The 20,248-nt window shown below is 65.3% G+C and carries 19 protein-coding genes and 1 pseudogene; 15 read left to right on the top strand and 5 right to left on the bottom strand.

Going from position 1 to position 20,248, the window contains the following annotated elements; translation table 11 throughout:
• Window positions 1-22 precede the first annotated feature (22 nt).
• A complete protein-coding gene (locus IWX77_RS14995; protein ID WP_297412598.1) occupies window positions 23-196 on the bottom strand; it encodes an SDR family NAD(P)-dependent oxidoreductase in 174 nt (57 codons plus the stop codon).
• A 316-nt stretch (window positions 197-512) separates the two neighbouring features.
• On the bottom strand, window positions 513-1,478 hold the full coding sequence (locus IWX77_RS14990) for a GlxA family transcriptional regulator (protein ID WP_196845346.1): 966 nt from the start codon (window positions 1,476-1,478) through the stop codon (window positions 513-515).
• A gap of 410 nt (window positions 1,479-1,888) precedes the next feature.
• Between IWX77_RS14990 and IWX77_RS14985 the strand changes: the two genes are divergently transcribed.
• The 12 genes from IWX77_RS14985 (at window position 1,889) to IWX77_RS14935 (ending at window position 14,620) form a co-directional block, all read left to right on the top strand.
• On the top strand, window positions 1,889-2,278 hold the full coding sequence (locus tag IWX77_RS14985) for a hypothetical protein (protein WP_196845345.1): 390 nt from the start codon (window positions 1,889-1,891) through the stop codon (window positions 2,276-2,278).
• A gap of 65 nt (window positions 2,279-2,343) precedes the next feature.
• Window positions 2,344-3,642 carry a DJ-1/PfpI family protein gene (locus IWX77_RS14980; RefSeq protein ID WP_196845343.1) on the top strand — a complete coding sequence of 433 codons (1,299 nt, stop codon included), beginning with the start codon at window positions 2,344-2,346 and terminating at the stop codon, window positions 3,640-3,642.
• Between the two features lie 281 nt (window positions 3,643-3,923).
• Window positions 3,924-4,049: a hypothetical protein gene (locus IWX77_RS17245; protein WP_327012233.1), complete on the top strand. Its 126-nt coding sequence runs from the start codon at window positions 3,924-3,926 to the stop codon at window positions 4,047-4,049.
• 258 nt (window positions 4,050-4,307) lie between these two features.
• The gene (locus IWX77_RS14975) at window positions 4,308-5,873 is read left to right on the top strand and encodes an aldehyde dehydrogenase family protein (protein ID WP_196845341.1); all 1,566 of its coding nucleotides are present in this window, start codon (window positions 4,308-4,310) and stop codon (window positions 5,871-5,873) included.
• Between the two features lie 481 nt (window positions 5,874-6,354).
• Window positions 6,355-6,705, top strand: a complete 351-nt coding sequence (locus IWX77_RS14970) for an NADH-quinone oxidoreductase subunit A (protein ID WP_196845339.1) — start codon at window positions 6,355-6,357, stop codon at window positions 6,703-6,705.
• The gene (locus IWX77_RS14965) at window positions 6,696-7,931 is read left to right on the top strand and encodes a hypothetical protein (RefSeq protein ID WP_196845337.1); all 1,236 of its coding nucleotides are present in this window, start codon (window positions 6,696-6,698) and stop codon (window positions 7,929-7,931) included. The genes IWX77_RS14970 and IWX77_RS14965 overlap by 10 nt, the downstream gene beginning before the upstream one ends.
• Window positions 7,924-8,859: a complex I subunit 1 family protein gene (locus tag IWX77_RS14960; RefSeq protein ID WP_196845336.1), complete on the top strand. Its 936-nt coding sequence runs from the start codon at window positions 7,924-7,926 to the stop codon at window positions 8,857-8,859. Before IWX77_RS14965 ends, IWX77_RS14960 begins: the two co-directional genes overlap by 8 nt.
• A 5-nt stretch (window positions 8,860-8,864) precedes the next feature.
• The gene (locus IWX77_RS14955; protein ID WP_196845334.1) at window positions 8,865-9,425 is read left to right on the top strand and encodes an NADH-quinone oxidoreductase subunit J; all 561 of its coding nucleotides are present in this window, start codon (window positions 8,865-8,867) and stop codon (window positions 9,423-9,425) included.
• Window positions 9,422-9,724 carry an NADH-quinone oxidoreductase subunit NuoK gene (gene nuoK, locus IWX77_RS14950; protein ID WP_196845333.1) on the top strand — a complete coding sequence of 101 codons (303 nt, stop codon included), beginning with the start codon at window positions 9,422-9,424 and terminating at the stop codon, window positions 9,722-9,724. Before IWX77_RS14955 ends, nuoK begins: the two co-directional genes overlap by 4 nt.
• Window positions 9,721-11,652: an NADH-quinone oxidoreductase subunit 5 family protein gene (locus tag IWX77_RS14945; protein WP_196845331.1), complete on the top strand. Its 1,932-nt coding sequence runs from the start codon at window positions 9,721-9,723 to the stop codon at window positions 11,650-11,652. The genes nuoK and IWX77_RS14945 overlap by 4 nt, the downstream gene beginning before the upstream one ends.
• Window positions 11,653-11,655: 3 nt before the next feature.
• Entirely contained in the window at window positions 11,656-13,146 is a 1,491-nt protein-coding gene (locus IWX77_RS14940) for a complex I subunit 4 family protein (RefSeq protein ID WP_196845329.1), read from the top strand.
• 13 nt (window positions 13,147-13,159) lie between these two features.
• A complete protein-coding gene (locus IWX77_RS14935) occupies window positions 13,160-14,620 on the top strand; it encodes an NADH-quinone oxidoreductase subunit N (protein WP_196845373.1) in 1,461 nt (486 codons plus the stop codon).
• A gap of 94 nt (window positions 14,621-14,714) precedes the next feature.
• Here IWX77_RS14935 and IWX77_RS14930 read toward each other — a convergent pair whose 3' ends face one another.
• Window positions 14,715-14,969, bottom strand: coding sequence for an SHOCT domain-containing protein (locus tag IWX77_RS14930; protein WP_196845328.1), 255 nt, complete (start codon window positions 14,967-14,969; stop codon window positions 14,715-14,717).
• Window positions 14,970-15,081: 112 nt separating this feature from the next.
• Between IWX77_RS14930 and IWX77_RS17495 the strand changes: the two genes are divergently transcribed.
• Both IWX77_RS17495 and IWX77_RS14920 read left to right on the top strand, forming a co-directional pair.
• The gene (locus IWX77_RS17495; RefSeq protein WP_442873495.1) at window positions 15,082-15,753 is read left to right on the top strand and encodes a DUF4395 domain-containing protein; all 672 of its coding nucleotides are present in this window, start codon (window positions 15,082-15,084) and stop codon (window positions 15,751-15,753) included.
• 44 nt (window positions 15,754-15,797) lie between these two features.
• Window positions 15,798-17,273, top strand: a complete 1,476-nt coding sequence (locus tag IWX77_RS14920) for a sugar transferase (protein WP_196845325.1) — start codon at window positions 15,798-15,800, stop codon at window positions 17,271-17,273.
• A 259-nt stretch (window positions 17,274-17,532) separates the two neighbouring features.
• Here IWX77_RS14920 and IWX77_RS17490 read toward each other — a convergent pair.
• Window positions 17,533-17,961: pseudogene (locus IWX77_RS17490) on the bottom strand (tyrosine-type recombinase/integrase); the annotation flags it as partial.
• Between the two features lie 184 nt (window positions 17,962-18,145).
• Between IWX77_RS17490 and IWX77_RS14905 the strand changes: the two are divergent.
• A protein-coding gene (locus tag IWX77_RS14905; protein WP_327012234.1) for an IS3 family transposase occupies window positions 18,146-19,557 on the top strand; the annotation gives its coding sequence in 2 pieces (ribosomal slippage) (window positions 18,146-18,464 and window positions 18,464-19,557; 1,413 coding nt in all).
• A 10-nt stretch (window positions 19,558-19,567) separates the two neighbouring features.
• Here the strand turns inward: IWX77_RS14905 and IWX77_RS14900 are convergent.
• Complete coding sequence (locus IWX77_RS14900; protein WP_196845322.1) at window positions 19,568-19,897, bottom strand: site-specific integrase; 330 nt, start codon at window positions 19,895-19,897, stop codon at window positions 19,568-19,570.
• Between the last annotated feature and the right edge of the window lie 351 nt (window positions 19,898-20,248).

Here is a 20,248-nt window from a genome sequence, read left to right as displayed (position 1 = left end):
GGGGCAACCGCTCGGCTGAACGTCAGTCAGAACCGAGCGCCTCGATCTCGGCGACGACACCGGCACCCTTTTCGGCCTGGAAGTCGAGGTCGGCGACGGCGATGTCAAAACCGTCCTGGGCGAGCCGGAGTGCAATGCCGCGTCCAATTCCCTGTCCGGCTCCGGTTAAAAGTGCGACTTTGTGTGAGACGGTCATGGTACTTCTCATTTCTGGTTCGGGCATGGTGAACGCCGTTTGGCGCCGTTGACCCGCAGCCCGGACGATGTCGGTCAGACAACCGTCCGCACTCCTTCAGGGCAAGCCAACCATCTGAGGGCCTCCGATTAAACGGTCCGGGCCTCAGCCACTAGCGTCAACGTAGACGCTCAGCACTCCGGTCGTCTCCGGGATGATGCAACGTCTAAAAGACCACTTTGTCGGGCGCACTTCATGATTCCCCCCACCGCATCGCGTTCGTTGGTGTCGACGGTGGACACATCTTTCGTCCGAGTCACGGGCCTCGCGCATGGTGCTATGTGGTGGCAGCACCGAAGTGGTCTCGGTGGTTGCCGGGGGTGGTGTTGAGGCGACGCCGGAACGCTCGATTCATGGTCTCAGGGGTTCCAAACCCGCATGCTCTCGCGATCTCCTCCATTGCCATAAGCGTCGTCTCGAGAAGGCGGCACGCTGCCTCCATCCGCACCGCCTCCACATGCTCGGCCGGCGTGATGCCCACCTCAGATTTGAACACGCGACTGAACTGGCGCTCAGAGAGGTGGGCGTGAGTCGCCATCGCGGAGATGGAGAGATCGGCGGTCAGGTTGTCGGGGACCCAGGCCAGTACGTCGCGGATGGGCTCGTCGTTCGCGGACTGGGCAGCCAGCAGCGCTGAGAACTGCCCCTGGCCGCCCGAGCGGCGGAGGTAGACGACAAGGCGCCGGGCGACGGTCGCGGCGGCTGTGCGCCCGTGGTCGTCGGCGACTAACGCCAGGGCCATGTCGATTCCGGCGGTGACGCCGGCCGACGTCCAGACGTTGCCGTCCTGCACATAGATGGCGTCGGGTTCAACGGAGACCTTCGGGTAGGCGTGCCCGAGCGTTTCGCACTCAGCCCAGTGGGTGGTCGCACGACGGCCGTCCAGAAGGCCCGCGGCAGCGAGCAGGAACGCGCCCGAGCACACGGATGTGACCCGTCGCGATAGCGAAGCCAACCGCCGAATGCTGTCAACCAGTTCCGGATCGCCCGCGGCCTCGTCCATGTCCCTGCCCCCGGCGACCACGAGAGTGTCGATGTCTCCGACCACCTCGTTCATCGGCCCGGTCGCAAACTCGAGGCCGCTCGTCGAGCGCACCGGCCCGCCGTCCGTACTCACCAGCTGCGTGGCGTACCGGGGGATCGGTAAAAAACGCGAGGCCGTGGAGAACACCTCAAGCGGCCCGGTCACGTCGAGGATCTGCACGGAAGGAAACCCGACGATGACAATACGTGGTTCGATCACTGTTTTCCCTCGTGGCCGAGATCGTCAACTGCGTGTCCTAGGTGAGTCGGCACGCGCAGCCTACCGTGAAGTCATCCTCACAAACACGAATCGAGAACACGTGCGCTCCCCACGTTGCACCAGTTTCCGGTGGGTGTTCTTTGTCGCAACGATCGCGATCACCGCGACCGTCATCTCCCTCCGGCGCTTTTCGAGCAACGAACGAGTCGCTTATGCGGTCGCGTTTGGCGCAGCACGTCGGCGCGGAGAGCCCCACCCTGCAAAACCCCCAACGCCTGAATCGAGTCCGGAATGAACGCCCCACGAAACGCCGACCCCGGGCAGGTCTCGGCGATCATTGGCATCGACCCCATGGCCGCCACAACGTCCTCGCTCCAGATCGGCGCTGCTTGCATCGAGAGGGTGGCCTCATGACCCACCTCTCGGCATTCCTTGCCGCGCTCTTCACGGCACTTCTCGGCGCCCTGGCCGTCCTGCAACTCCTGCTCCTGGTCGGTATGCCGCTGGGGCGACTCGCCTGGGGCGGTCAGCAGGATCGGCTGACTCCACGGCTTCGCGTCGCCGCCGGCTTCTCGATCCTGATCTATGTCGTATTCGCCGCCACGGCACTGGCCCGCGCGCAGGTCATCACAACACCAATTCCGAATCCCATCAACGTCATCGCCATGTGGATCATCACGGGCTACCTGATTCTCAGCGTGCTTCCCAACCTGGCATCGAAAAGCCCTCACGAGAGGCGCCTCATGACTTTCGTGTCCGCTGTGTTGGCGATCCTCGCCCTGGCGATCGCTCTCATCTAGAACCTGGGCGTGCCGCGCCCGAACCTTCACAACAACCATCCATACCCCCTCGAAAGGAAACAGTCATGCCAAAAATAGTCCGCCGTATCGGCAGCATTGCACTGGGCATCACCCTTGCCACAGTGACCTTTGTGGCCATCGCCATCGCCGGCCTGTCCCAATCGGGCGGCGAGCCCAGCTCGCCCGCCGTCCTTGTGACGGATGTGCAGAAACTCACTCACGCGCCTGTCGACGGTCAGTTCGTCGTCGCGGTCGTTCTCGGCCAGTCGGGATCCGACACCTCTGATGTCTTCGCACCGTTCGAGGTGCTGGCCAGCTCCCCCTCCTTCTTCGTGTACACCGTCGCGGCCTCGGCCGACCCGGCTCCTGTTGATGGAGGGATGTCAGTCGTGCCAGCCCACACGTTCGCCGACGTCGCGTCCGGCGTTGCGCCGGCGCCCGACCTGGTCGTGGTGCCGGCCGTGAACGGTCCTGCCGACCCCGCGGAGGCAGCCGCGCGCGCGTTCATCGTTACCCAGTACACCGCGGGTGCCCGCATCCTGGGTGTCTGCGCCGGCTCCAGGCTGCTCGCCGCCTCCGGGGTTCTCGACGGCCTTCGGGCAACATCCCATTGGTCCCGAATTGCCGCCCTCAAGAAATCGAACCCCGACGTCTCCTGGGTCACGGGGGAGCGATATGTGCAGGACGGCCGCGTGACCACGACCGGCAGCGTCACTTCGGGCATCCCGGGCGCACTGAAGGTCATGGCCGACATGGCCGGCGACGCGGAAGCGATTCGGGTCGGCAACGCCATCCGTTACCCGGGATGGTCGCTCGACGCTCCCACAGCGATGCCCGTCAAGAGCTTTGGGTTCGAGGACTCCGCGTTTCTCATGAACGCCGCCTTCCCGTGGGTACGGCCGCGCGTGGGAGTGGAACTGCGCGACGGAGTCGACGAGATCGACGCTGCGGCCATCTTTGAGGTCTACACCTACTCGCAGGGCGCCGCGGCCACAGCGCTATCGCGGAAGGGCACCGTCACGACCAGGCACGGCCTCGTCGTCGAGACCGGCCCACTCAGCGACAGCCCCACGGTCCCTATCGTGGCGGGCGAACTGCGCGCCAAGGGGAGCGAACAGGGCTTCGACGCGGCGTTCGAGCAGCTGTCCAAGAGCACGAGCACATCGGTCGTTCAGTCCGTCTCCAAGATGATCGAATACCCCATCGACCGGGTCACCCAAAACGTGGCTCCCCTGACCGCGCTGGCACGAACGCCGTTGCTCCTGACCCTGGGTGTCCTTCTCGCTGTGGGCGTCGGGCTGCTGCCGACGCTGATCGGTCGCGCGGTTCGACGCCGCAGGCGCGCTGCTGCAAACGCCACCTAGAAACGTGGGCCAGTAACGGCAAAGTTTAGAACGCCGGGCGATTTCCTGGGCTTTGGGCGGGGGTCTGGGAAAATTGCTTATTTCGTTCCATCGCCGGACGGCGTCGGAGATCCCCAAGTCGCTCCGGATTGATGGCGGGGACTGCGATTTTAGGACGTATCACGAAGCCCACAGGATGCCGGAACAAGAGCCTGAACGCCTCGAGGGCCGGTCGACGCTCAGGGCCGAGTGCGAGCCGAGAAGACGTTCTCCAAGCGGCCCAGGCGCTGTGTGCTTCGATCGTGACCGGGTTGACGTTCGTGCACGAGCTGCTCGACATCGATAGTGCGTGGCCCACGCTCGATATGGCAGCCCAGTTGGAGCTGATCTCTCAGACGATCGAACTGATCCTCACGATCGAGCTTTGATTAGTCTCTCGGCCACACGTGAGGACGTCGGAGTATGCTGTGCTCACTTCCGGGCCTACACCTTCGGTCCGGAGCACCAGCTTTAGCAGCCCGGATATCGTCGATCGACGGCCCAAGGGGGGGTACGGGCTCAAAAAGGGCGTCCGTCCCAGTGGTGATCCGTGCGATCAACCCCCCACGACGTTTGTGTAACATTCTCGCACCCCTCATTTTCTCCGGAACGGCACGCGCGCCGGTCCCTCACCGCATTGGACAACGATGTCACTTCGAATCAAGCCAGGGACCACCTGGGGCGAGGTCTCTGCTCGCAGCCGGTCCATCGCACCCGAGGCATTCCGACCCGACGGACTCCGCAACCTCATCGGCGGAGAGTGGGTCGACCTCGGGGAGCGGGGACAACATCAATCCCCGATCGACGGCACCGTCATCTTCGGGCCGCCGCGCGTCGACCATCCCGCTGCTCTGGACGCTGTGCGCCTCGCGGCCGAAGAGCATGCTCGATGGGCGGTGGTGCCGCTGCGGGAACGGATCGAACGGGTTAACGCCGCCGTGGACCTCATCGAAACCCAACGAGAACTGCTCGCCCTCATGCTGGTCTGGGAGATCGGGAAACCCTGGCGGATCGCTCTCGCCGACGTCGACCGGTGCGTGGATGGAGTGCACTGGTACCTCGAGAACATCACGCGCCAGCTCCATGCTGGTACCCCGGCAGCGCGCACCGCGCTGTCCGGCCCGGTGTCGAACATCGCCTCCTGGAATTATCCGATGAGCGTGCAGGTGCACGCCGAGCTCGTTCAAGCGCTCGCCGGCAATGCCGTGATCGCGAAAACACCCTCGCAGGGCGGCTTCCATGCCCTGACGCTCGCCCACGCGCTCATTCGGCGCGCAGGGGTTCCCGTTACCCTCATTTCCGGAGTGGGGTCTCATCTCGGCGACATCTTGATCCAGTCCCCCGAGATCGGGGCGCTCGCCTTCGTCGGAGGGCGCTCAAACGGACGAAAAGCCGCCGTCAGTCTCGCCGACACCGGCCGCCGACACATCCTCGAGCAGGAAGGCCTGAACGCGTGGGGAATCTGGGACTTTTCCCAGTGGGACCAGCTCGCAGCGCAGCTGCACAAGGGCTTCGAATACGCCAAGCAACGCTGCACCGCCTACCCTCGCTATGTCGTCCAGCGCCGTCTCCTCCCGAAGTTCCTCGACATCTACCTGCCGGTCGTGCGCGGCCTGCGCTTCGGTCACCCTCTCGCCGTCGCCTCCGACGACGACCCGCTGCCGGAACTCGACTTCGGTCCTGTCATCCACGCGACGAAAGCCGTGGCCCTGTCCGAACAGTTCGAGGAGGCTCTGGAGAAGGGCGCCGCGCCCCTGTTTCGCGGGGACCGGGATTCGGGAACGTTCCTTGATGACCAGGACCGGAGCGCGTACATCGCCCCTGCGACCGTGCTTGACCCGTCGACGTCCTGGTCGCTGCACCACGCCGAACCGTTTGGGCCGCTCGACTCGATCGTGTTGGTCGACACTGAGGCTGAGCTGCTGGCCGCAATGAACGTGAGCAACGGTAACCTCGTCGCCTCGATCGCGACCGACGATCTCGACCTCGCCGCCCGCTTCTCCGAAGAACTTCGGGCCTTCAAAATCGGCATCAATAAGCCGCGTAGCCGGGGCGACCGTGACGAGGTCTTCGGGGGTCTCGGTGCGTCCTGGAAGGGAGCTTTCGTCGGAGGAGATCTTCTCGTGGACGCGGTCACTCGAGGCCCGAAGGGATCCGAGGAGCGGCTCTTCGGCAACTTCCCTGGCTACTCCAAACTGCCCGCCCGACGTTGACCAAGTGCGGAGCCCCGTGGGGTTCGCCGATGGGGCGAGACCATCGGCGGCCCTCGGACCGCGCCATTGAGCGGCACCTTCGTTCACAGCGGCACGGCGCGATGTCTCTTCGATTCGGGTGGCGCTGATGGGGTTGCCGTCGACCCATCCGACCGCGAGTGCTTCCGAAACGTCGTCGTAGCTGATCGCGGGCCTGCGGGGCCGTGGTCATAGCCGAGGCCTGAGTGAGGGTATCGGTACACTACTCGTAGTCATCCCTGTGGTTGATGCATCCGTGCTGGGCCACGAGCTCTATTACCACCGTGTTCTCGCTTGATGCGGTGTCAAAACCTTCATATCGACCCCTTCGGGCGAGAACGAGCCGGCGGTTGGGGTGATGAAAATACCCCCGGCGGTACCAAGACACCTCATAACTTGCCCTGTACGGTAACGAGGAGCGGTAACAAGGAGCGGTAACAAGGAGCGGTAACGAGGAGGACGAATGGCGGCATACGTCAGCGTCGCAGTGATCCTCGGAATGGCACTGGTCGGAATCGGCCTGCTCTACCTCGTCGCGCGGGCAACGTCGGTGTCCCCGGAGCCGCTTACGACCACGCCCTATCTGTCTGGGTGGATGCCGAAGGAGCACGCACTGTCCCGCTTCCACGCTCGGTGGTATCCGCTCACCATCATCTTCCTCGCCTTCGACGTCGAGATGTTATTCATGTACCCCTGGGCCGTCGTCGTGGCGAGCGAGGGTCCCACCGCGATCATCGAGATGTTCGTCTTTCTCGGGCTGCTCATGGTGGGCGTCGTCTGGGCCTGGCGAGAAGGATCGATGAGATGGGTGTGACCTCAGTGCTCGCCCGGTGGGCCTCCACGAGCGTGCATGTTCTCATCGTGGATGTGCCGGGCTGGGACGAATCAAGGATGCTGCTCGAGGCCGAGCTCGACCGGCGTGGCTGGAGAGTCGCGCTCTCGCCAGCCGACGCCGATCTGCTCGCCGTGTGCGGGATGCCGGGCGAAGAACTCCGAGCGGCATTCGATCTCCTGTGGAATCAGCTGCCCGGACCGCGAACCCGGGTGAGCGTGACCACCTCGGTCGCGCTGTCGGCTCTTCTCGATGCCGCCGTGGCGCATCTCGTTGATGATTCCCGGCAGCGAAAGGACGCCCGGGCGAGGTCTCGGCCCGCTGCGGCCGAGGATCAAAGGCCGGATGCCGGCGAGCACGACGGTATGGACCACGGCGGTATGGACCACGGCGGCATGGACATGCCGATGCCCGGCGGCATCCCACTCGCCGGCGGAGGCGACGACCGCGACGGACTGGAGATGGACGTCCTCAACGTTCCGCTCGGCCCGGTACTGCCTCACTGGCCGGCCGGCCTCGTGGTGGATTGCGTGCTGCAGGGCGACGTTATCGTGAGCGCGAAGGCCCGAGTGCTCGAGGCGGCGTCGGCGCCGAAGGACGAGCCGACGACAGCGGTAACGGATGTCGCGGGCCGGCGCATCATCCGACTCTGCGATGACGCCTCGAACCTGCTCGCGCTCGCTGGCTGGCAGACCGCCGCGCAGAACGCACGCCGGTTGCGCGATGACGCTCTTCGCGGTGCGGACATCGCCGATCACGCCGCGGCACTCGATCGGCTGCGCCGACGAGTCGAGCGTTCCGTGCTGCTGCGGTGGTCACTCAAGGGAATCTCGCTCAAGGGGATCTCGCTAAACGAAATCTCACTCAAGGGGATCTCGCTCGACGAAATCCCGCTCAAAGAGATCGGCCTGGCCGCAGGCGCACGCGCGAACACGGGTAACGCGACTCCGCCTGATCAGGCGACCGTCGACATCCGTCATCGCCTGATCGGCTGGCTGCGCGAGGCTGCGGTTCTGGCCGGAACGTCGTCTGGTACGCAGCCGCCCGCAGCGAGCGACTCCGACCGGGCACGCCAGGCGCAGCTCGCGCTCGCCGCCCTGCCCGAGCTGCTCCGCGGAACGGATCTTGGAACGGCTCGCTTGCTCATTGCCGGCCTCGGTCTCGACACCGCCGCACTCGCCCAAAGGCACGAGCAGACTCATGAGTGAGCCCATCGTGCAGGTCAGCCCGGCCTGGGCGGTTCTGGCGCCGCTTGCCCTGCTGCTGTTCGCGCTCGCGGGAGCGGGGCTGAACGGTGCTCTCGTGGCCCGGTCGGTCGGTCGCCCGGGCCGCTCCGGAGCGAGTGCCCCGCTCGCCCAGGTGGCCCGGCTGCTGAGACAACGTCGACAGGTCACCGTCGCAGCCGATGTACTGCTGTGGCGGATCGGTGCCGGCGGCCTCGTGGTCGTCGCCATTCTGAAGATCCTGGTCATCCCGCTCGGGCCGTGGACCCTCGCCGACCTCGACGTGGGCGTCGTCTGGTTCAACACGATGGACGTCATGATCTGGGCGCTGTTCTGGCTCATCGGCTGGGGGGCGAACAGCGCGCACTCGCTCGTGGGGGGCTACCGTTTTCTCTCGCTCGCCGTCTCGTATGAGCTGCCGCTGATGTTCGCGCTGATCACGCCGGCGGTCGCCGCGCGCAGCCTCCGGGTCGGCGACGTGGTCGCGGCCCAGCACGACCTGTGGTTCGTGATCTGGATGCCGGTCGCCTTCGTCATCTTCTGCGGCAGCGTCATCGCCTTCTCGAGTTGGGGTCCGTTCGCGACGGCCGTCGGGCGGGACATTGCCGGCGGTTTTCTCACCGACGTCTCCGGCGTCGACCGGCTGCTCATCCTCACCGGCCGCTACGCGGTGCTCACCGCGGGTGCCGCGTTCGCCGTGCCGCTCTTTCTCGGCGGCGGAGGGGGTGCGCTGCTGCCCGACTGGCTCTGGTCGATCGTCAAGACCGCCCTCGTGCTCGCGGCCTTCGTCGCGATCCGTCACCGAGTGCCGACGATCCGCCCCGACCGGTTCGCCGAGGTGGCCTGGATCATCGTGTTGCCGGCGGCGCTCCTGCAGGTGCTCGTCGTCGCGATCATCGTCGTGGGGAGCTGAGAAAAATGATCGACATCCTGTTCTGGGCGCTCGCCGTCGTGTCCGTGGCATCCGGTGTCGCCGTCTTCGTGGTCGACTCGATGGCGCGGGCGACCTACGCGCTCGCGGTCTCATTCATCGCCGTCGGAATCATGCTCGTGATGGTGGGCCTCGAGTACATCGGCATCATCACGATTCTCATGATGGTCATGGAGATGGCGATCATGGCCGTCTACATGGTGATGTTTATGGGCATGAATCCGGCCCTCATGCCGATGGACATGACGCACAACAAACGCTGGTCGGCGGTTCTGGCGATGGGAACCTTCGTGCTGCTTGCGGCGGGAGCCCTGCTCATCCCATGGCCCGCACGCGTCGGCGTACCCGCAGTCGACCTCGTCGCCTCGCTCGGCGAGGCCATCATGGGGCCCAAGATGCTCGCGATGCTCACCATCAGCCCCGTGCTGTTCGCCACGATCATCGCCGGGCTCGTGATCGTCAACCCGCGCGGGCGTTATGACCGCTGGGGCGACGACCTCAAGCACCGACCGCCGAACGATCCGCTGCGGGGAGGGCTCGGCCAATGACACTCCAAGCCGTTCTTCTGGTCGCCGCCGCACTGTTCTGTGTCGGCCTGTACGGTGCGCTGTCCCAAAAGGTGATCGTGATGGTCATGATGGGGCTGGAACTCATGCTGAACGGAGTCATCCTCGCGGCCGGCGCCTTCTGGTGGTTCCTCGCGCCCGCCCCGGACGGCCAGGTGCTGCTGCTCATCGTGATCGCCGCGATGACGGTGGAGATGGCGATGGGGTTCGCCGTCGCCACCCTCCTACACCGTTCTCGGGGATCAGACATGACCGACTCGGCGACGGACCTCTCCGGATGAGCGGGCTCGCTCTCGCTCTCATCGTGCTGCTGCCCGCGGTATCGGGAATCGTACTCTGCCTCGCCGGAGCGCGCGCACGCGCCGCGGCGATCCCGGTCTCGCTTATGACCGCAACAGTGACGGCCGCGCTCGCCGTGGTCGTTGCCGTCACTCGCCCCGCGCTCGAGATCCCCTTCATCGCCGGCGCGCCGGTTGAGCTCGCTGTCGACGGGCTCTCCGCTTTGGTGCTTCCCGCCGTCGCGATCGTGACCCTGCTCGTATTGGTCTTTGCGGTCGCCGAGGGAACGAAGTCGCCGGAACGCTTTCACGGCCTCATGCTGATCTTCGCCGCCGCCGTCGCGGTGACCGTGACCGCGACGACGCTCCCGGCGCTGCTGTTCGCGTGGGAGATCATGGGGGCCATGTCCTGGGCACTGATCGGCTTCCAGTGGCGGGATGACCGGCGCGTGCAGGCGGGACTCGTCGCCTTCACGATGACGAGGGCGGGCGATCTCGGCCTCTACCTCGCCGCGGGCGCCGCCCTGATGGGCGGCGCGGGTCTTTCGCTTACCAATCTGTCCGCCGCGCCCTCGCCCTGGCGAGACGTCATCGCCGCCGGCATCATCGCCGCCGCCCTCGGCAAGGCCGCGCAACTACCCTTCAGCTCCTGGCTGTCACGCGCGATGCAGGGGCCGAGCACGGTCAGTGCGCTGCTGCACTCGGCCGCGATGGTTGCGATGGGCGGATACCTACTCCTCCGCGTGGCGCCGCTGCTAGCGGCGACGGGCTGGGCGGGCAATGCCGTGGCGTGGATCGGAGCGCTCACCGCACTCCTGCTCGGCGCCGTTGCGGTGGCGCAACGAGACCTCAAGCAGCTGCTCGCGGCGTCGACCGCCGCGCAAATGGGCTTCGTCGTGCTCGCCGCGGGGGTCGGATCGATCGCGGGCGGCGCGGGCTATCTCGTCGCGCACGCCTCCACCAAGGCCCTGCTCTTTCTCGTCGCCGGCGCGTGGCTCGCCGCGCTCGGCACCAAGCAACTGTTCGCCCTTCGTGGTGCCGCGCGCCGCTGGCCGCTTCTCGGCGTGCTGTTCACGGTGGGGGCACTCTCGCTCGCCGGTATCGCGCCGCTGTCGCTCTGGGCGCTCAAAGACGAGCTGCTCGCCGTCGCCCGTGAAACGAGCCCCGTGCTCTACATCGTCGGCCTCGCCGCGGCGGCGCTCTCCGCGATCTACTCCGGCAAGGTGCTCGTCATCGTGTGGGGGAGAGCGGATGCTACGACCGAAGCGGGTTACGACGCCGAGCAGCCTGGCACGCGGCGCATCGGCCGGTGGGAACAAGTCCCGCTCATCGTGCTCGCGGCCGGCGCGGCACTGCTCGGAATCCTGGCGCTGCCGCCGGTGAGCGAACCGCTGAAGGCGATACTGGGCGAGACCGGCACCAAGGCGCCGGGCACGCTCGAGCTCGCCGGTTCGGCGGTGCTCGCGCTCGCGATGCTCGCCCTCGTGACGTTCGGGCTCAAACGAGGTCTGCCGCAGCCCGCCTGGGCGGCGAACTGGCTGGGTCTCGAGAAGGCCGTGCACCTCGTCGTCGTTCGCCCGACGCTCGCGCTCAGTGAGTCGCTCGCGAGATTCGACGATGCCATCCTCGACCGTGGCCTGCATCGGGTGGCGCGCGCCGGGGTCACCGGCGCACGTCGGCTCGGGCGCTTCGATGACGCCCGGCTCGACGCCGCTGTTGAGGCAACAGCGCGAGCCGGCACTGTCGCGGGCTCGCGCGCGGCGCGCGCCGACGACCAGGGCGTCGATGGCGCCGTCGAGGGGCTCGCGCGCCAGCTGCGACGCCTCGGCACGCTGGCGAGGCGCCCACAGACCGGCCAGATCTACCAGTACTACGCCCAGATCGCGATCGCCCTCGCGGCCGTCTTCGTCCTGATCTTTCTCGTGAGGTAACCCATGCTCAGCCTTGTCGTCTTCCTCCCCGTGCTCGCCGCGATCGTGCTCGCCGCCGTGCCCCGCATCACGGATGCCGCAGCCCGCTGGATCTGGCTTGTCGTCACGCTCCTCGACCTTGCGCTGGTGGTCGGCCTGTGGCTGGCCTACCGCGATCCGGGTGCGGGAAAGCTGGCCTTTGAGGAGCAGCTGCCGTGGATCCCGAACGTTGGCAGCAGCTATCACCTCGGCGTCGACGGCCTGTCACTGCCGCTCGTCGCGCTCACCGCGCTCATCTTCGTCGTCTGCGCCGTCTTCGCGCTCCGCCACACCGACCGGCCCCGCGCGCAGGCTGCCCTCTTTCTCTTTCTCCAGACCGCATGCCTCGGCGTCTTCGCGGCGCAGGACCTCATTCTCTTCTTCGTGTTCTTCGACCTCTCGATCGTCGGCATGTACTTCGTGATCGCCGGTTGGGGGCACGGTAACGCAGCCCGGTCGGCGCTGAAGTTCTTTCTGTACACCTTTCTCGGCTCGCTCGTGCTGCTCGTCGGGTTCATCGGCCTCTACCTGGGTTCGGCGGCGAAGACCTTCGACATGGCCCTGCTCGCGGCATCCCCGCCCTTCGGAGACGAGCCGGTCATCGGCGGTCTCGTGCTCGCCACCGTCTTCATCGGGCTCGCAATCAAGACGCCGACTTTTCCGTTCCATACCTGGCTGCCGCCCGCCCACACGGATGCTCCGGCGATCGGTTCGGTCGTGCTGGCGAGCATCATGCTCAAGATGGGCACCTACGGTTTCGTGCGCATCGCCATGCCCATGCTGCCGAACGCCTGGCGAGACTGGGCGTGGCTCATCGTCGTGATCGGCATCATCTCGGTGCTCTACGGGGCACTCGTCGCACTCGCCCAGACCGACGTCAAACGGATGATCGCCTACACCTCGGTCAATCACATGGGCTACGTGATTCTCGCGGTCGGCGCCGCGGGCGTCGTCAGCGACAGCGCAGCGCAGGCGAGGGAGGTCGCGATCACCGGCGCCGTCGTGCAGATGGTGAGCCACGGGCTGATCACGGGCGCCCTCTTTCTCCTCGCGGGGGTGCTCTATGACCGCAGGGGCAGCTACGACATCGGCTCCTACGGCGGACTCGCGGCCCCGGCGCCTCGCTACGCCGCCTTCTTCGCGGTCGCGGCGTTCGCCTCCCTCGGGCTCCCCGGTTTCAGTGGTTTCGTCGCCGAGTTTCAGATCTTCGCGGGCAGCATCGGACCCGTTCCGTGGACCGCTCTCGCCCTCCCGGGCATCCTGATCACGGCCGCGCTGTTTCTGCGTGCCCTGCAGCGGATGCTCACGGGCGAGACGCGGGGACTGTCCCGTGGATTCCGCGACCTCGACCGGAGGGAGATCCTGGCGATCGCGCCGCTCCTGCTCCTGGCCGTGATCATCGGGATCGTGCCGCGTTTTCTGCTGGATGTCATCGAACCCGCGGCATCCGTCGTCGTCGACCTCGTCAGCAGGTAGCGCCTTCGTGAATATGCAACGAGATACCCTTGCGCTGCTGCCGGAGATATTCGTTCTCGTGGGCGCCGTGGTCGTGCTGCTTGCGGGCTCGTTCCTTCCCCGCGATCGGCAGGTGGTGACGCGATACCTCGCAATCGCCGCCCTGCTGCTGGCGGCCGGGGCGGCAGCGGTCGGTATGACCTCCCCCGCGATGACGATCTTCGAGGGCGGCTTCGCGGTGGATGTCGCGACCGGGGCCGCGCGCATCATCATTCCGCTCGCCACGATCCTGGTACTCGTGCTGGGCGCCCCGGAACTCGGCGGGAGCCGCCGGGAGAGCGAGACGTATTCGCTCATGATGCTTGCCGCGCTCGGTGCGATCGCGATGGCGGGAGCCAACGATCTCCTGGTGCTCGCCGCGGGCTATCTGCTCGCGAGCATCCCGCTCTATGCCCTGGTCGGAATGAGCAGGTCGCCCGGTGCGGCCGAGGCCGCCCTCAAGACCTACCTGATCGGCGCGCTCATGGGCATCGCGTTGCTGCTCGGCGTCACTATTCTGTACGGGATCGGCGGGAGCACCTCCTATTTCGAACTCCGGTCAACGCTCGGCGGCGCGCCGCCCGCGGCGGTCCTCGCCGGAATCCTCGGGGTCGCAGCCGGGCTCATGTTCAAGGCGGGCGGGGTGCCCGGCCACTTCTGGGTGCCCGACGCGACGCAGGCATCCACAACCGCGGTCGCGGCGTTCCTCACGTCGATTCCCAAGGTGGGGGCGCTCGTGGCCGCGTATCGCTTCTTCGAGCTGCTTCCCGGCGGGTCTGATCAAGGCGCTGTCGACTGGCCCCTGCTCGTTGCCATTCTCGCCACGGCGAGCATGACCCTCGGCAATCTCGCGGCCTTCTGGCAGACCGACGTTCGGCGGCTTCTGGGGTGGTCGACGGTGAGCCAGGTGGGCTATCTGCTGCTGCCCGTCGCGGTTGCGGGCAATGCCGATCTCGCTCTGCCGTCACTGCTGCTCTACCTCGCGGGCTACACGGCGTCGAACATCACCGCCTTCGCCGTTGTCGCAGCCCTGCCCACACGCCGCTCGATCGAGGACTACCGCGGTGCCGCGGCAGCGCACCCGTGGCTCGCTGGAGCTCTCGTCGTGAGCCTGCTCGGACTCGTCGGCACGCCGCCGACCGCGGTGTTCGTCGGCAAGCTCACCACCTTCACCGCAGCGTGGGACGGCGGCCTCGCCTGGCTCGTCGTCGTCGCGGCAATCAACACCGTCGCGAGCCTGTTCTACTACCTGCGCTGGCTCGCGCCGATGTTCGCACGAGGTAAGGCGGATGCTCGCGCACCTGCACCTGCACCTGCACCTGCGCACCCATCTGCTTCTCGGGCCGCTGTCGTCGGTGCTGTCGCCGCCGCTGTCGTCGGTGCCATCGCGGTGCTCATCATCGGGATCGCCGCCGGTCCCGTGCTCGCCGCGTTCGGTACATCGCTCGCCGGGTGACGAGAGTTCTGCCGCATCCGCTCACGTGGGCAATCACAGCAGCAGAAAGCGGGACCGATCCTCCCCACCCGAAACGATCACTTTCTGACAGATGTCAGTCCGGTGGCCGAAGCACGGTGCGGCGGGCGAGGTATTCGGTTTCATCGATCTCTCCGCGGGCGAAACGCTCGTTCAGAATGCGCTCCGCCTCATGGTGCGACGGGCGTACACCGGTCAGTCCCTGATCGGAGTGCGGGCGCCGAAGAAGAACCACGATGACGATGATCACCCCGCCCCAGAACAAAATCATCAGAATTGCCATTACGATCCAGCCGGCCATTCCCCAGCTGTCGCCACCCCATCCGTACATGTCAAACCTCCATCTACTTACAAAAGGCTAGCGCGCCTCGCGATCGCGAAATAGGGCCGTAAGTCCTATGTGCGCGCTACGCACCAGGGAAGAGACTTGAACTGCGCAGCCGATGAACAGACTCTCCTGCGTCAGGCAACTCTCCACACGCAGCCCCGACGCACACGGTGGATACACCACATTTTCCACCCACAACAGGGAACCAAAAATGGTCACTGAATTCACCAAGAACAATCTAAATAAGCAAGGATTTGGAAATCTCGATGAGAACGCCAAGTCTTGCTACGCGGGGCCACTGCGATTCGCGCCGGGCGTAGGTACCGTGCTCATCATTGTGGGGTTGACTTTGCAGTCGCCCGCTTTTCTGGGAATTGGGGCAATCGTTCCCCTCAGCGGAGCGCTCTTTCCCCGCGGAATGATTCTTGACCTGGCTTACAATTTGGGCGTTCGACACCTATTTCACGGGCCCGCGCTTCCGCCCTCTCCCACGCCCCGGCGGTTTTCATACCTGCTGTCCACCGTGCTGCTGGCGGGCTCGGCCTTGTCCTTCTATTACGGGTTCTCAACGGTGGGAATCATCCTCGGGGGAGCGGTCGCTCTAGGAGGCTTGATGCTCACCACCACCCATTGGTGTCTCGGGTCGTGGATCTACAGATTGTTCTTCCGTCATTCAGTGGCCAGGTCCAAACGACACCCCGTCGGTCGAGCCCGCCCCGTTGGTCGAGTTCGCCCCGACCACCCCCAACGGGGTATCCCCTCAATGGGGACTCCTCACTTTGAGTAGACTGGAAATAAGGTGGCACCTTTCGCCATCCGGGGGAGCGCGCAATGTCGAACGCAACGAAGGTGCCCACGCGCCACCCACGAACTCGCGATTGGCACGACACCTACTCCGCGAGACTCGCCCTCACCGACCTTCTCGTGCTCATCTGGGTCGTCTTCGGTGTGCAACTGGCCTGGTTCGGCTTCGACACCGCCGATGTGGCCTTTCGCGGCGACCTCAACCACCTCGCCTTCACCTACACCTCGTTCTCGATCTTCCTCATCGCAACATGGATGGCCCTTCTCAGTGTCTTCGGCACCCGTGAGCACCGCGTGCTTGGCACCGGCCCCGACGAGTACAAGCAAATCATCAACGCATCCATTCGCTTGTTTGGCATCATCGCGATTGTCGCGTTTCTGTTCAAGATCGACATTGCCCGCGGCTACATTCTGCTCGCGTTCCCCCTCGGCGTCTTGGTACTTCTCTTCTCGCGCTGGGTCTGGCGCCAGTGGCTCGTGGCCAAGCGCATGCACGGCCTCTTCACCGCCCGGGTGATTCTGGTGGGCACGCTGGCCTCCTCGACCCGAATCGCCCGCGAGCTGCGCCGCCTGCCCAGTGCCGGCTACCTCGTCGTCGGGGCCATCGTGACGACCGGCCCGGTTGCCACCGAACTGCCCGACACCGACGTGCCGGTGCTCGGCGAGCTCGACAACGTGCACACGGCCCTCGAAACAACAGATGCCGACACCGTCGTCGTCACGAGCAGCAGCGACCTCACCCCCACCAGCATGCGCGAACTCAGCTGGAGTCTGGAGCCCGACCGCCATCACCTGGTCGTCGTGCCGCAGCTGATCGACATCGGCGGTCCGCGTATTCATACTCGTCCGGTCGCCGGCCTGCCGCTGATCCACGTTGAAACCCCGCGCTACGAGGGCCGCACCCTGTTCGCCAAGCGCGCGTTCGACATTGTCGGCTCGGCCGGTCTGCTGCTGGTGTTGTCGCCGTTCCTGCTCGTGATCGCGCTCATCGTGCGCTTGAGCAGCCCTGGCGCCGTGTTTTTCAGGCAAGACCGGGTGGGCATCAATGGCTCCCGTTTTCGCATGTTCAAGTTTCGTTCGATGGTGACGGATGCCGAGGCCCTGTTAGATGGTCTGCAGGATCAGGCGCGCACCGAGGCCAATAAGGTGATGTTCAAGATGCGCAACGACCCGCGGGTCACGCCGGTCGGCCGGTTCATTCGGCGTTACAGCATTGACGAGCTTCCGCAACTGTTCAACGTGCTCGCCGGCACGATGTCGTTGGTTGGCCCACGTCCGCCATTGGAGAGTGAGGTCGGTGACTATGAGAACCACATGCACCGCCGTTTTCTGGTCAAGCCCGGAATCACCGGTCTCTGGCAGGTCAGTGGCCGCTCCAACCTCTCGTGGGCCGAGACTGTGCGCCTCGACCTCTACTACGTCGAGAACTGGTCTCTAACCGGCGACCTGGTAATCCTCTGGCGCACCGCCCGAGCCGTCCTAAAAAGAGACGGCGCCTACTAACTACCGCCCGGTCGAACTGGTTCCCGTTGGTCGAGCATGTTTCCGTTGGTTGAGTCCGTTCCCGTTGGTCGAGCTTGTCGAGACCACAAATCGCCAGTCTTTCCTCGTCGACGTCGGCCGAGCCTCTTCCGGGTGTCTGCGCATCGTCGTTAAGGTAGGCCGCGAGCCCGTGCGCGGCGTGCCGGTCGAGGTTGCCGCGATTGCGGTCGTAGCGCACGGTCATTCGGGGGTCTGCATGCCGAGCGAAAATCTGTGCGTCGCGCTGCGTGGCCCCGCTGTCAAGCGCCGCCATGATCGAACTATGGCGAAGGGTGAGCGGATGCAGCCCCGCCGGCAGGCCGGCCTGCTTGCCGACGGATTTGATCCGGCGATACGCCGATCGACGATCCATCGCCGTTCCTATGTTTGTGGCGAGAAGCTGGCCGACTGTGCGGTCTCCGGCGCACTCCTCGTGGGCGCGCAGCACGGGCGCCGGCAAGGGGATCATGGCTGGCTTCCGGCCTTTGCCCATGACGCGCAACACTCGGTGCCCGCTCCGAGTTCCAGCGAAGTCATCGATCTGCACGTTGCAGGCCTCGCTCACGCGAAGGCCCAGCATGCCCATACGTATAACGAGCGCGGCGTCGGTCGTCGACTTCGCCCGAGCCCTCTGGAAAAGCTGACGCAGCTGCGAGCGGTCAAGGCCCATTGCTGCATTTTCGTCCCAGACTACTTTCGGCATGCGCACAAACGTCATGGGTGAACGCCCCCTCTCTGTCAACCTTGGATAAGGCACCGGGATCGTCCCGAATAGTGTCGTAGAAGGCGGGGAAGGAGTTCCCTTGACGAACACCGTAGTGACAGGGCTCAGCTCGATCGGGCAGGCTGTAGGGATGGAAGATGTCCCCAATCCCCAGGTCCCCGAGCGTGCACGGCGGCGGACCTACACCGCCAAGTACAAACGCGACATTCTGACCGAGTACGACAGCCTGAACCGGCAGGGCCGCGGCGCTTTGCTCCGCCGAGAAAAGCTGTACACCTCGCTCGTTGGTAAGTGGCGTGACCAGCGCGATAAAGGAGTGCTGGAGGCCTTGGCGCGGCCGGCGGGAGCACCACCAGCCAGCGCGGCAGAAAAGGACGCCGCCCGCCTGCGGAAGGAGAATCTGCGCCTGTCGGGCGAGTTGGATACTGCGAGGCAGGTGATCGCTATCCACGGAAAACTCTCGGCTCTGTTGGATCAACTCTCGACCAACAGCAGCGCGACGAACACCGAGAAATAATCGACGCCACCATCGCCGCCCTCGTCCCGCTCGTAGGCACGCGGGACGCATGCCGGGCCGTGGGCCGGTCGCGGGCGACGCACTACCGGCACCACCCGCGGTCGCCACGGCCGCCGTCTTCGCCGCGGCCCCGGCCGGAGCCGGCGAAGCAGCCGCGCGCGCTGACCGAGTTGGAGTGCGCCGCTGTTCTGGAGGTGCTGCGGTGCAAGCGGTTCGTGGATAAGGCGCCGGCGGAGATCCAGGCGATCCTCCTTGACGAGGGCACTTACCTGTGCTCAGTGGCGACGATGTATCGTCTGCTCCGCGCCCACGGCGAGACCGGGGAGCGTCGTGCTCAGGCCGAGCACCCGGCACGCATCAAGCCCGCACTCATCGCGACGGGACCCAACATGACCTGGTCGTGGGACATCTCGAAGCTCAAGGGTCCGGCCACATGGTCGTACTTCCACTTGTATACGATTATCGACATTTACTCGCGGTACGTCGTCGGGTGGATGGTCGCGACCCGGGAGTCCGCCGAGCTGGCTGAGCGGCTCCTGCTCGACACGATCGAGAAGCAGAACATTCGCCGTGATCAGCTGACGATCCACTCCGATAACGGGTCCTCGATGGCGTCGAAACCCGTCGCGTTTCTGCTTGCCGACCTGGGCGTGACCACGTCGCACTCCCGCCCGCATACGAGTAATGACAATCCATTTTCCGAGTCGCATTTCAAAATTCTGAAGTACCGGCCCGAGTTCCCAGACCGGTTCCACAGCCTCGCCGAGGCACGCTCATTCTGCACCGAATTCTACGACTGGTACAACGGTGAACATCGCCATTCGGGCATTGGAATGCACACCCCGTTCAACGTTCACCACGGCCGCGCACCCGCCATCCAGCACGCTCGTGCCCGCGTTCTGACGACCGCCTATGCCACGCACCCCGAACGCTTCGTTCGGAAGCTCCCGCAGCCGCCAACATTCCCGACGAAGACGTGGATCAACGAACCCGAAAAGGAAGGAACGAACTCAATGACCGGCTAAAGAAACTGACTCATAAAGGTTGACATCTTCCGCGCTCGATGCGTTCGTCCGCCGCCGCGATGCGGTAAAAGCTCTTGAGCACAGACAGCCTTCGGTAGGTGGCCGAGGCGCCATTACCGCGCACTTCCTCAAGGTAACGGGCGAAGAATTCGATGTGCACGCGCTCAGCCCTGAGCGGCCTGACCCCGCTCACCGAGCACCACTCGAAGAAGATGCGCAGATCGCTGATGTACAGCGCGCGGGTGGCGCCCCTGTAGCCGGCGAGGAAGGCCGTGGCGGCGACTTCCTCTTCGGTCATGTGGGCGTTGAACATGGGCTCGATCGGGCCAGCCTTTGACATGGTCGACCTCCAGGTGCCAATGGAATGGACGCTCCTGCGGTGATGGACCCGATGGGGCCATCACACTTTGCGGTGAAAGAAGGCCAGGCACCTGCCCCAACGAAACATAACGGTGAGGGGCAAAATAAGGAGAACTTCGACGTGCCCGTCTTTGGAGAACTCAGACGAGCCCCACAATGTCGATGACAGCCAACAATTTGCAGTAGATGGAGAACTCAAAGAGGGTGAGTCGCGGACACGACGTGGCACTTAGCCTCAATACCGTTCAGTTAAGCGTTGCCGTGTTACGTTGTCGGTATGGCGCGTACAGGGTGGGTGAAGCCGGTCTCTGACCGTCGGTTGTCTGATTTG

This window comes from Cryobacterium sp. CAN_C2, from assembly GCF_015751745.1.
GTDB lineage: Bacteria > Actinomycetota > Actinomycetes > Actinomycetales > Microbacteriaceae > Cryobacterium.
Note: the sequence above shows the minus strand (reverse complement) of the source record. Positions and strands in the feature narration are given on the sequence as shown.

What these genes read in the sequence shown, in the direction of transcription:
- IWX77_RS14940 (WP_196845329.1), top strand. Translation starts at nt 11,656, where the DNA reads ATGCTCAGCCTTGTCGTCTTCCTCCCCGTGCTCGCCGCGATCGTGCTC.
- IWX77_RS14980 (WP_196845343.1), top strand. Translation starts at nt 2,344, where the DNA reads ATGCCAAAAATAGTCCGCCGTATCGGCAGCATTGCACTGGGCATCACC.
- IWX77_RS14930 (WP_196845328.1), bottom strand. Translation starts at nt 14,969, where the DNA reads ATGTACGGATGGGGTGGCGACAGCTGGGGAATGGCCGGCTGGATCGTA.
- IWX77_RS14995 (WP_297412598.1), bottom strand. Translation starts at nt 196, where the DNA reads ATGACCGTCTCACACAAAGTCGCACTTTTAACCGGAGCCGGACAGGGA.
- IWX77_RS14900 (WP_196845322.1), bottom strand. Translation starts at nt 19,897, where the DNA reads ATGTCAAAGGCTGGCCCGATCGAGCCCATGTTCAACGCCCACATGACC.
- IWX77_RS14945 (WP_196845331.1), top strand. Translation starts at nt 9,721, where the DNA reads ATGAGCGGGCTCGCTCTCGCTCTCATCGTGCTGCTGCCCGCGGTATCG.
- IWX77_RS17495 (WP_442873495.1), top strand. Translation starts at nt 15,082, where the DNA reads ATGAACAGACTCTCCTGCGTCAGGCAACTCTCCACACGCAGCCCCGAC.
- IWX77_RS14935 (WP_196845373.1), top strand. Translation starts at nt 13,160, where the DNA reads ATGCAACGAGATACCCTTGCGCTGCTGCCGGAGATATTCGTTCTCGTG.
- IWX77_RS14985 (WP_196845345.1), top strand. Translation starts at nt 1,889, where the DNA reads ATGACCCACCTCTCGGCATTCCTTGCCGCGCTCTTCACGGCACTTCTC.
- IWX77_RS14955 (WP_196845334.1), top strand. Translation starts at nt 8,865, where the DNA reads ATGATCGACATCCTGTTCTGGGCGCTCGCCGTCGTGTCCGTGGCATCC.
- nuoK (WP_196845333.1), top strand. Translation starts at nt 9,422, where the DNA reads ATGACACTCCAAGCCGTTCTTCTGGTCGCCGCCGCACTGTTCTGTGTC.
- IWX77_RS14960 (WP_196845336.1), top strand. Translation starts at nt 7,924, where the DNA reads ATGAGTGAGCCCATCGTGCAGGTCAGCCCGGCCTGGGCGGTTCTGGCG.
- IWX77_RS14975 (WP_196845341.1), top strand. Translation starts at nt 4,308, where the DNA reads ATGTCACTTCGAATCAAGCCAGGGACCACCTGGGGCGAGGTCTCTGCT.
- IWX77_RS14920 (WP_196845325.1), top strand. Translation starts at nt 15,798, where the DNA reads ATGTCGAACGCAACGAAGGTGCCCACGCGCCACCCACGAACTCGCGAT.
- IWX77_RS14965 (WP_196845337.1), top strand. Translation starts at nt 6,696, where the DNA reads ATGGGTGTGACCTCAGTGCTCGCCCGGTGGGCCTCCACGAGCGTGCAT.
- IWX77_RS14970 (WP_196845339.1), top strand. Translation starts at nt 6,355, where the DNA reads ATGGCGGCATACGTCAGCGTCGCAGTGATCCTCGGAATGGCACTGGTC.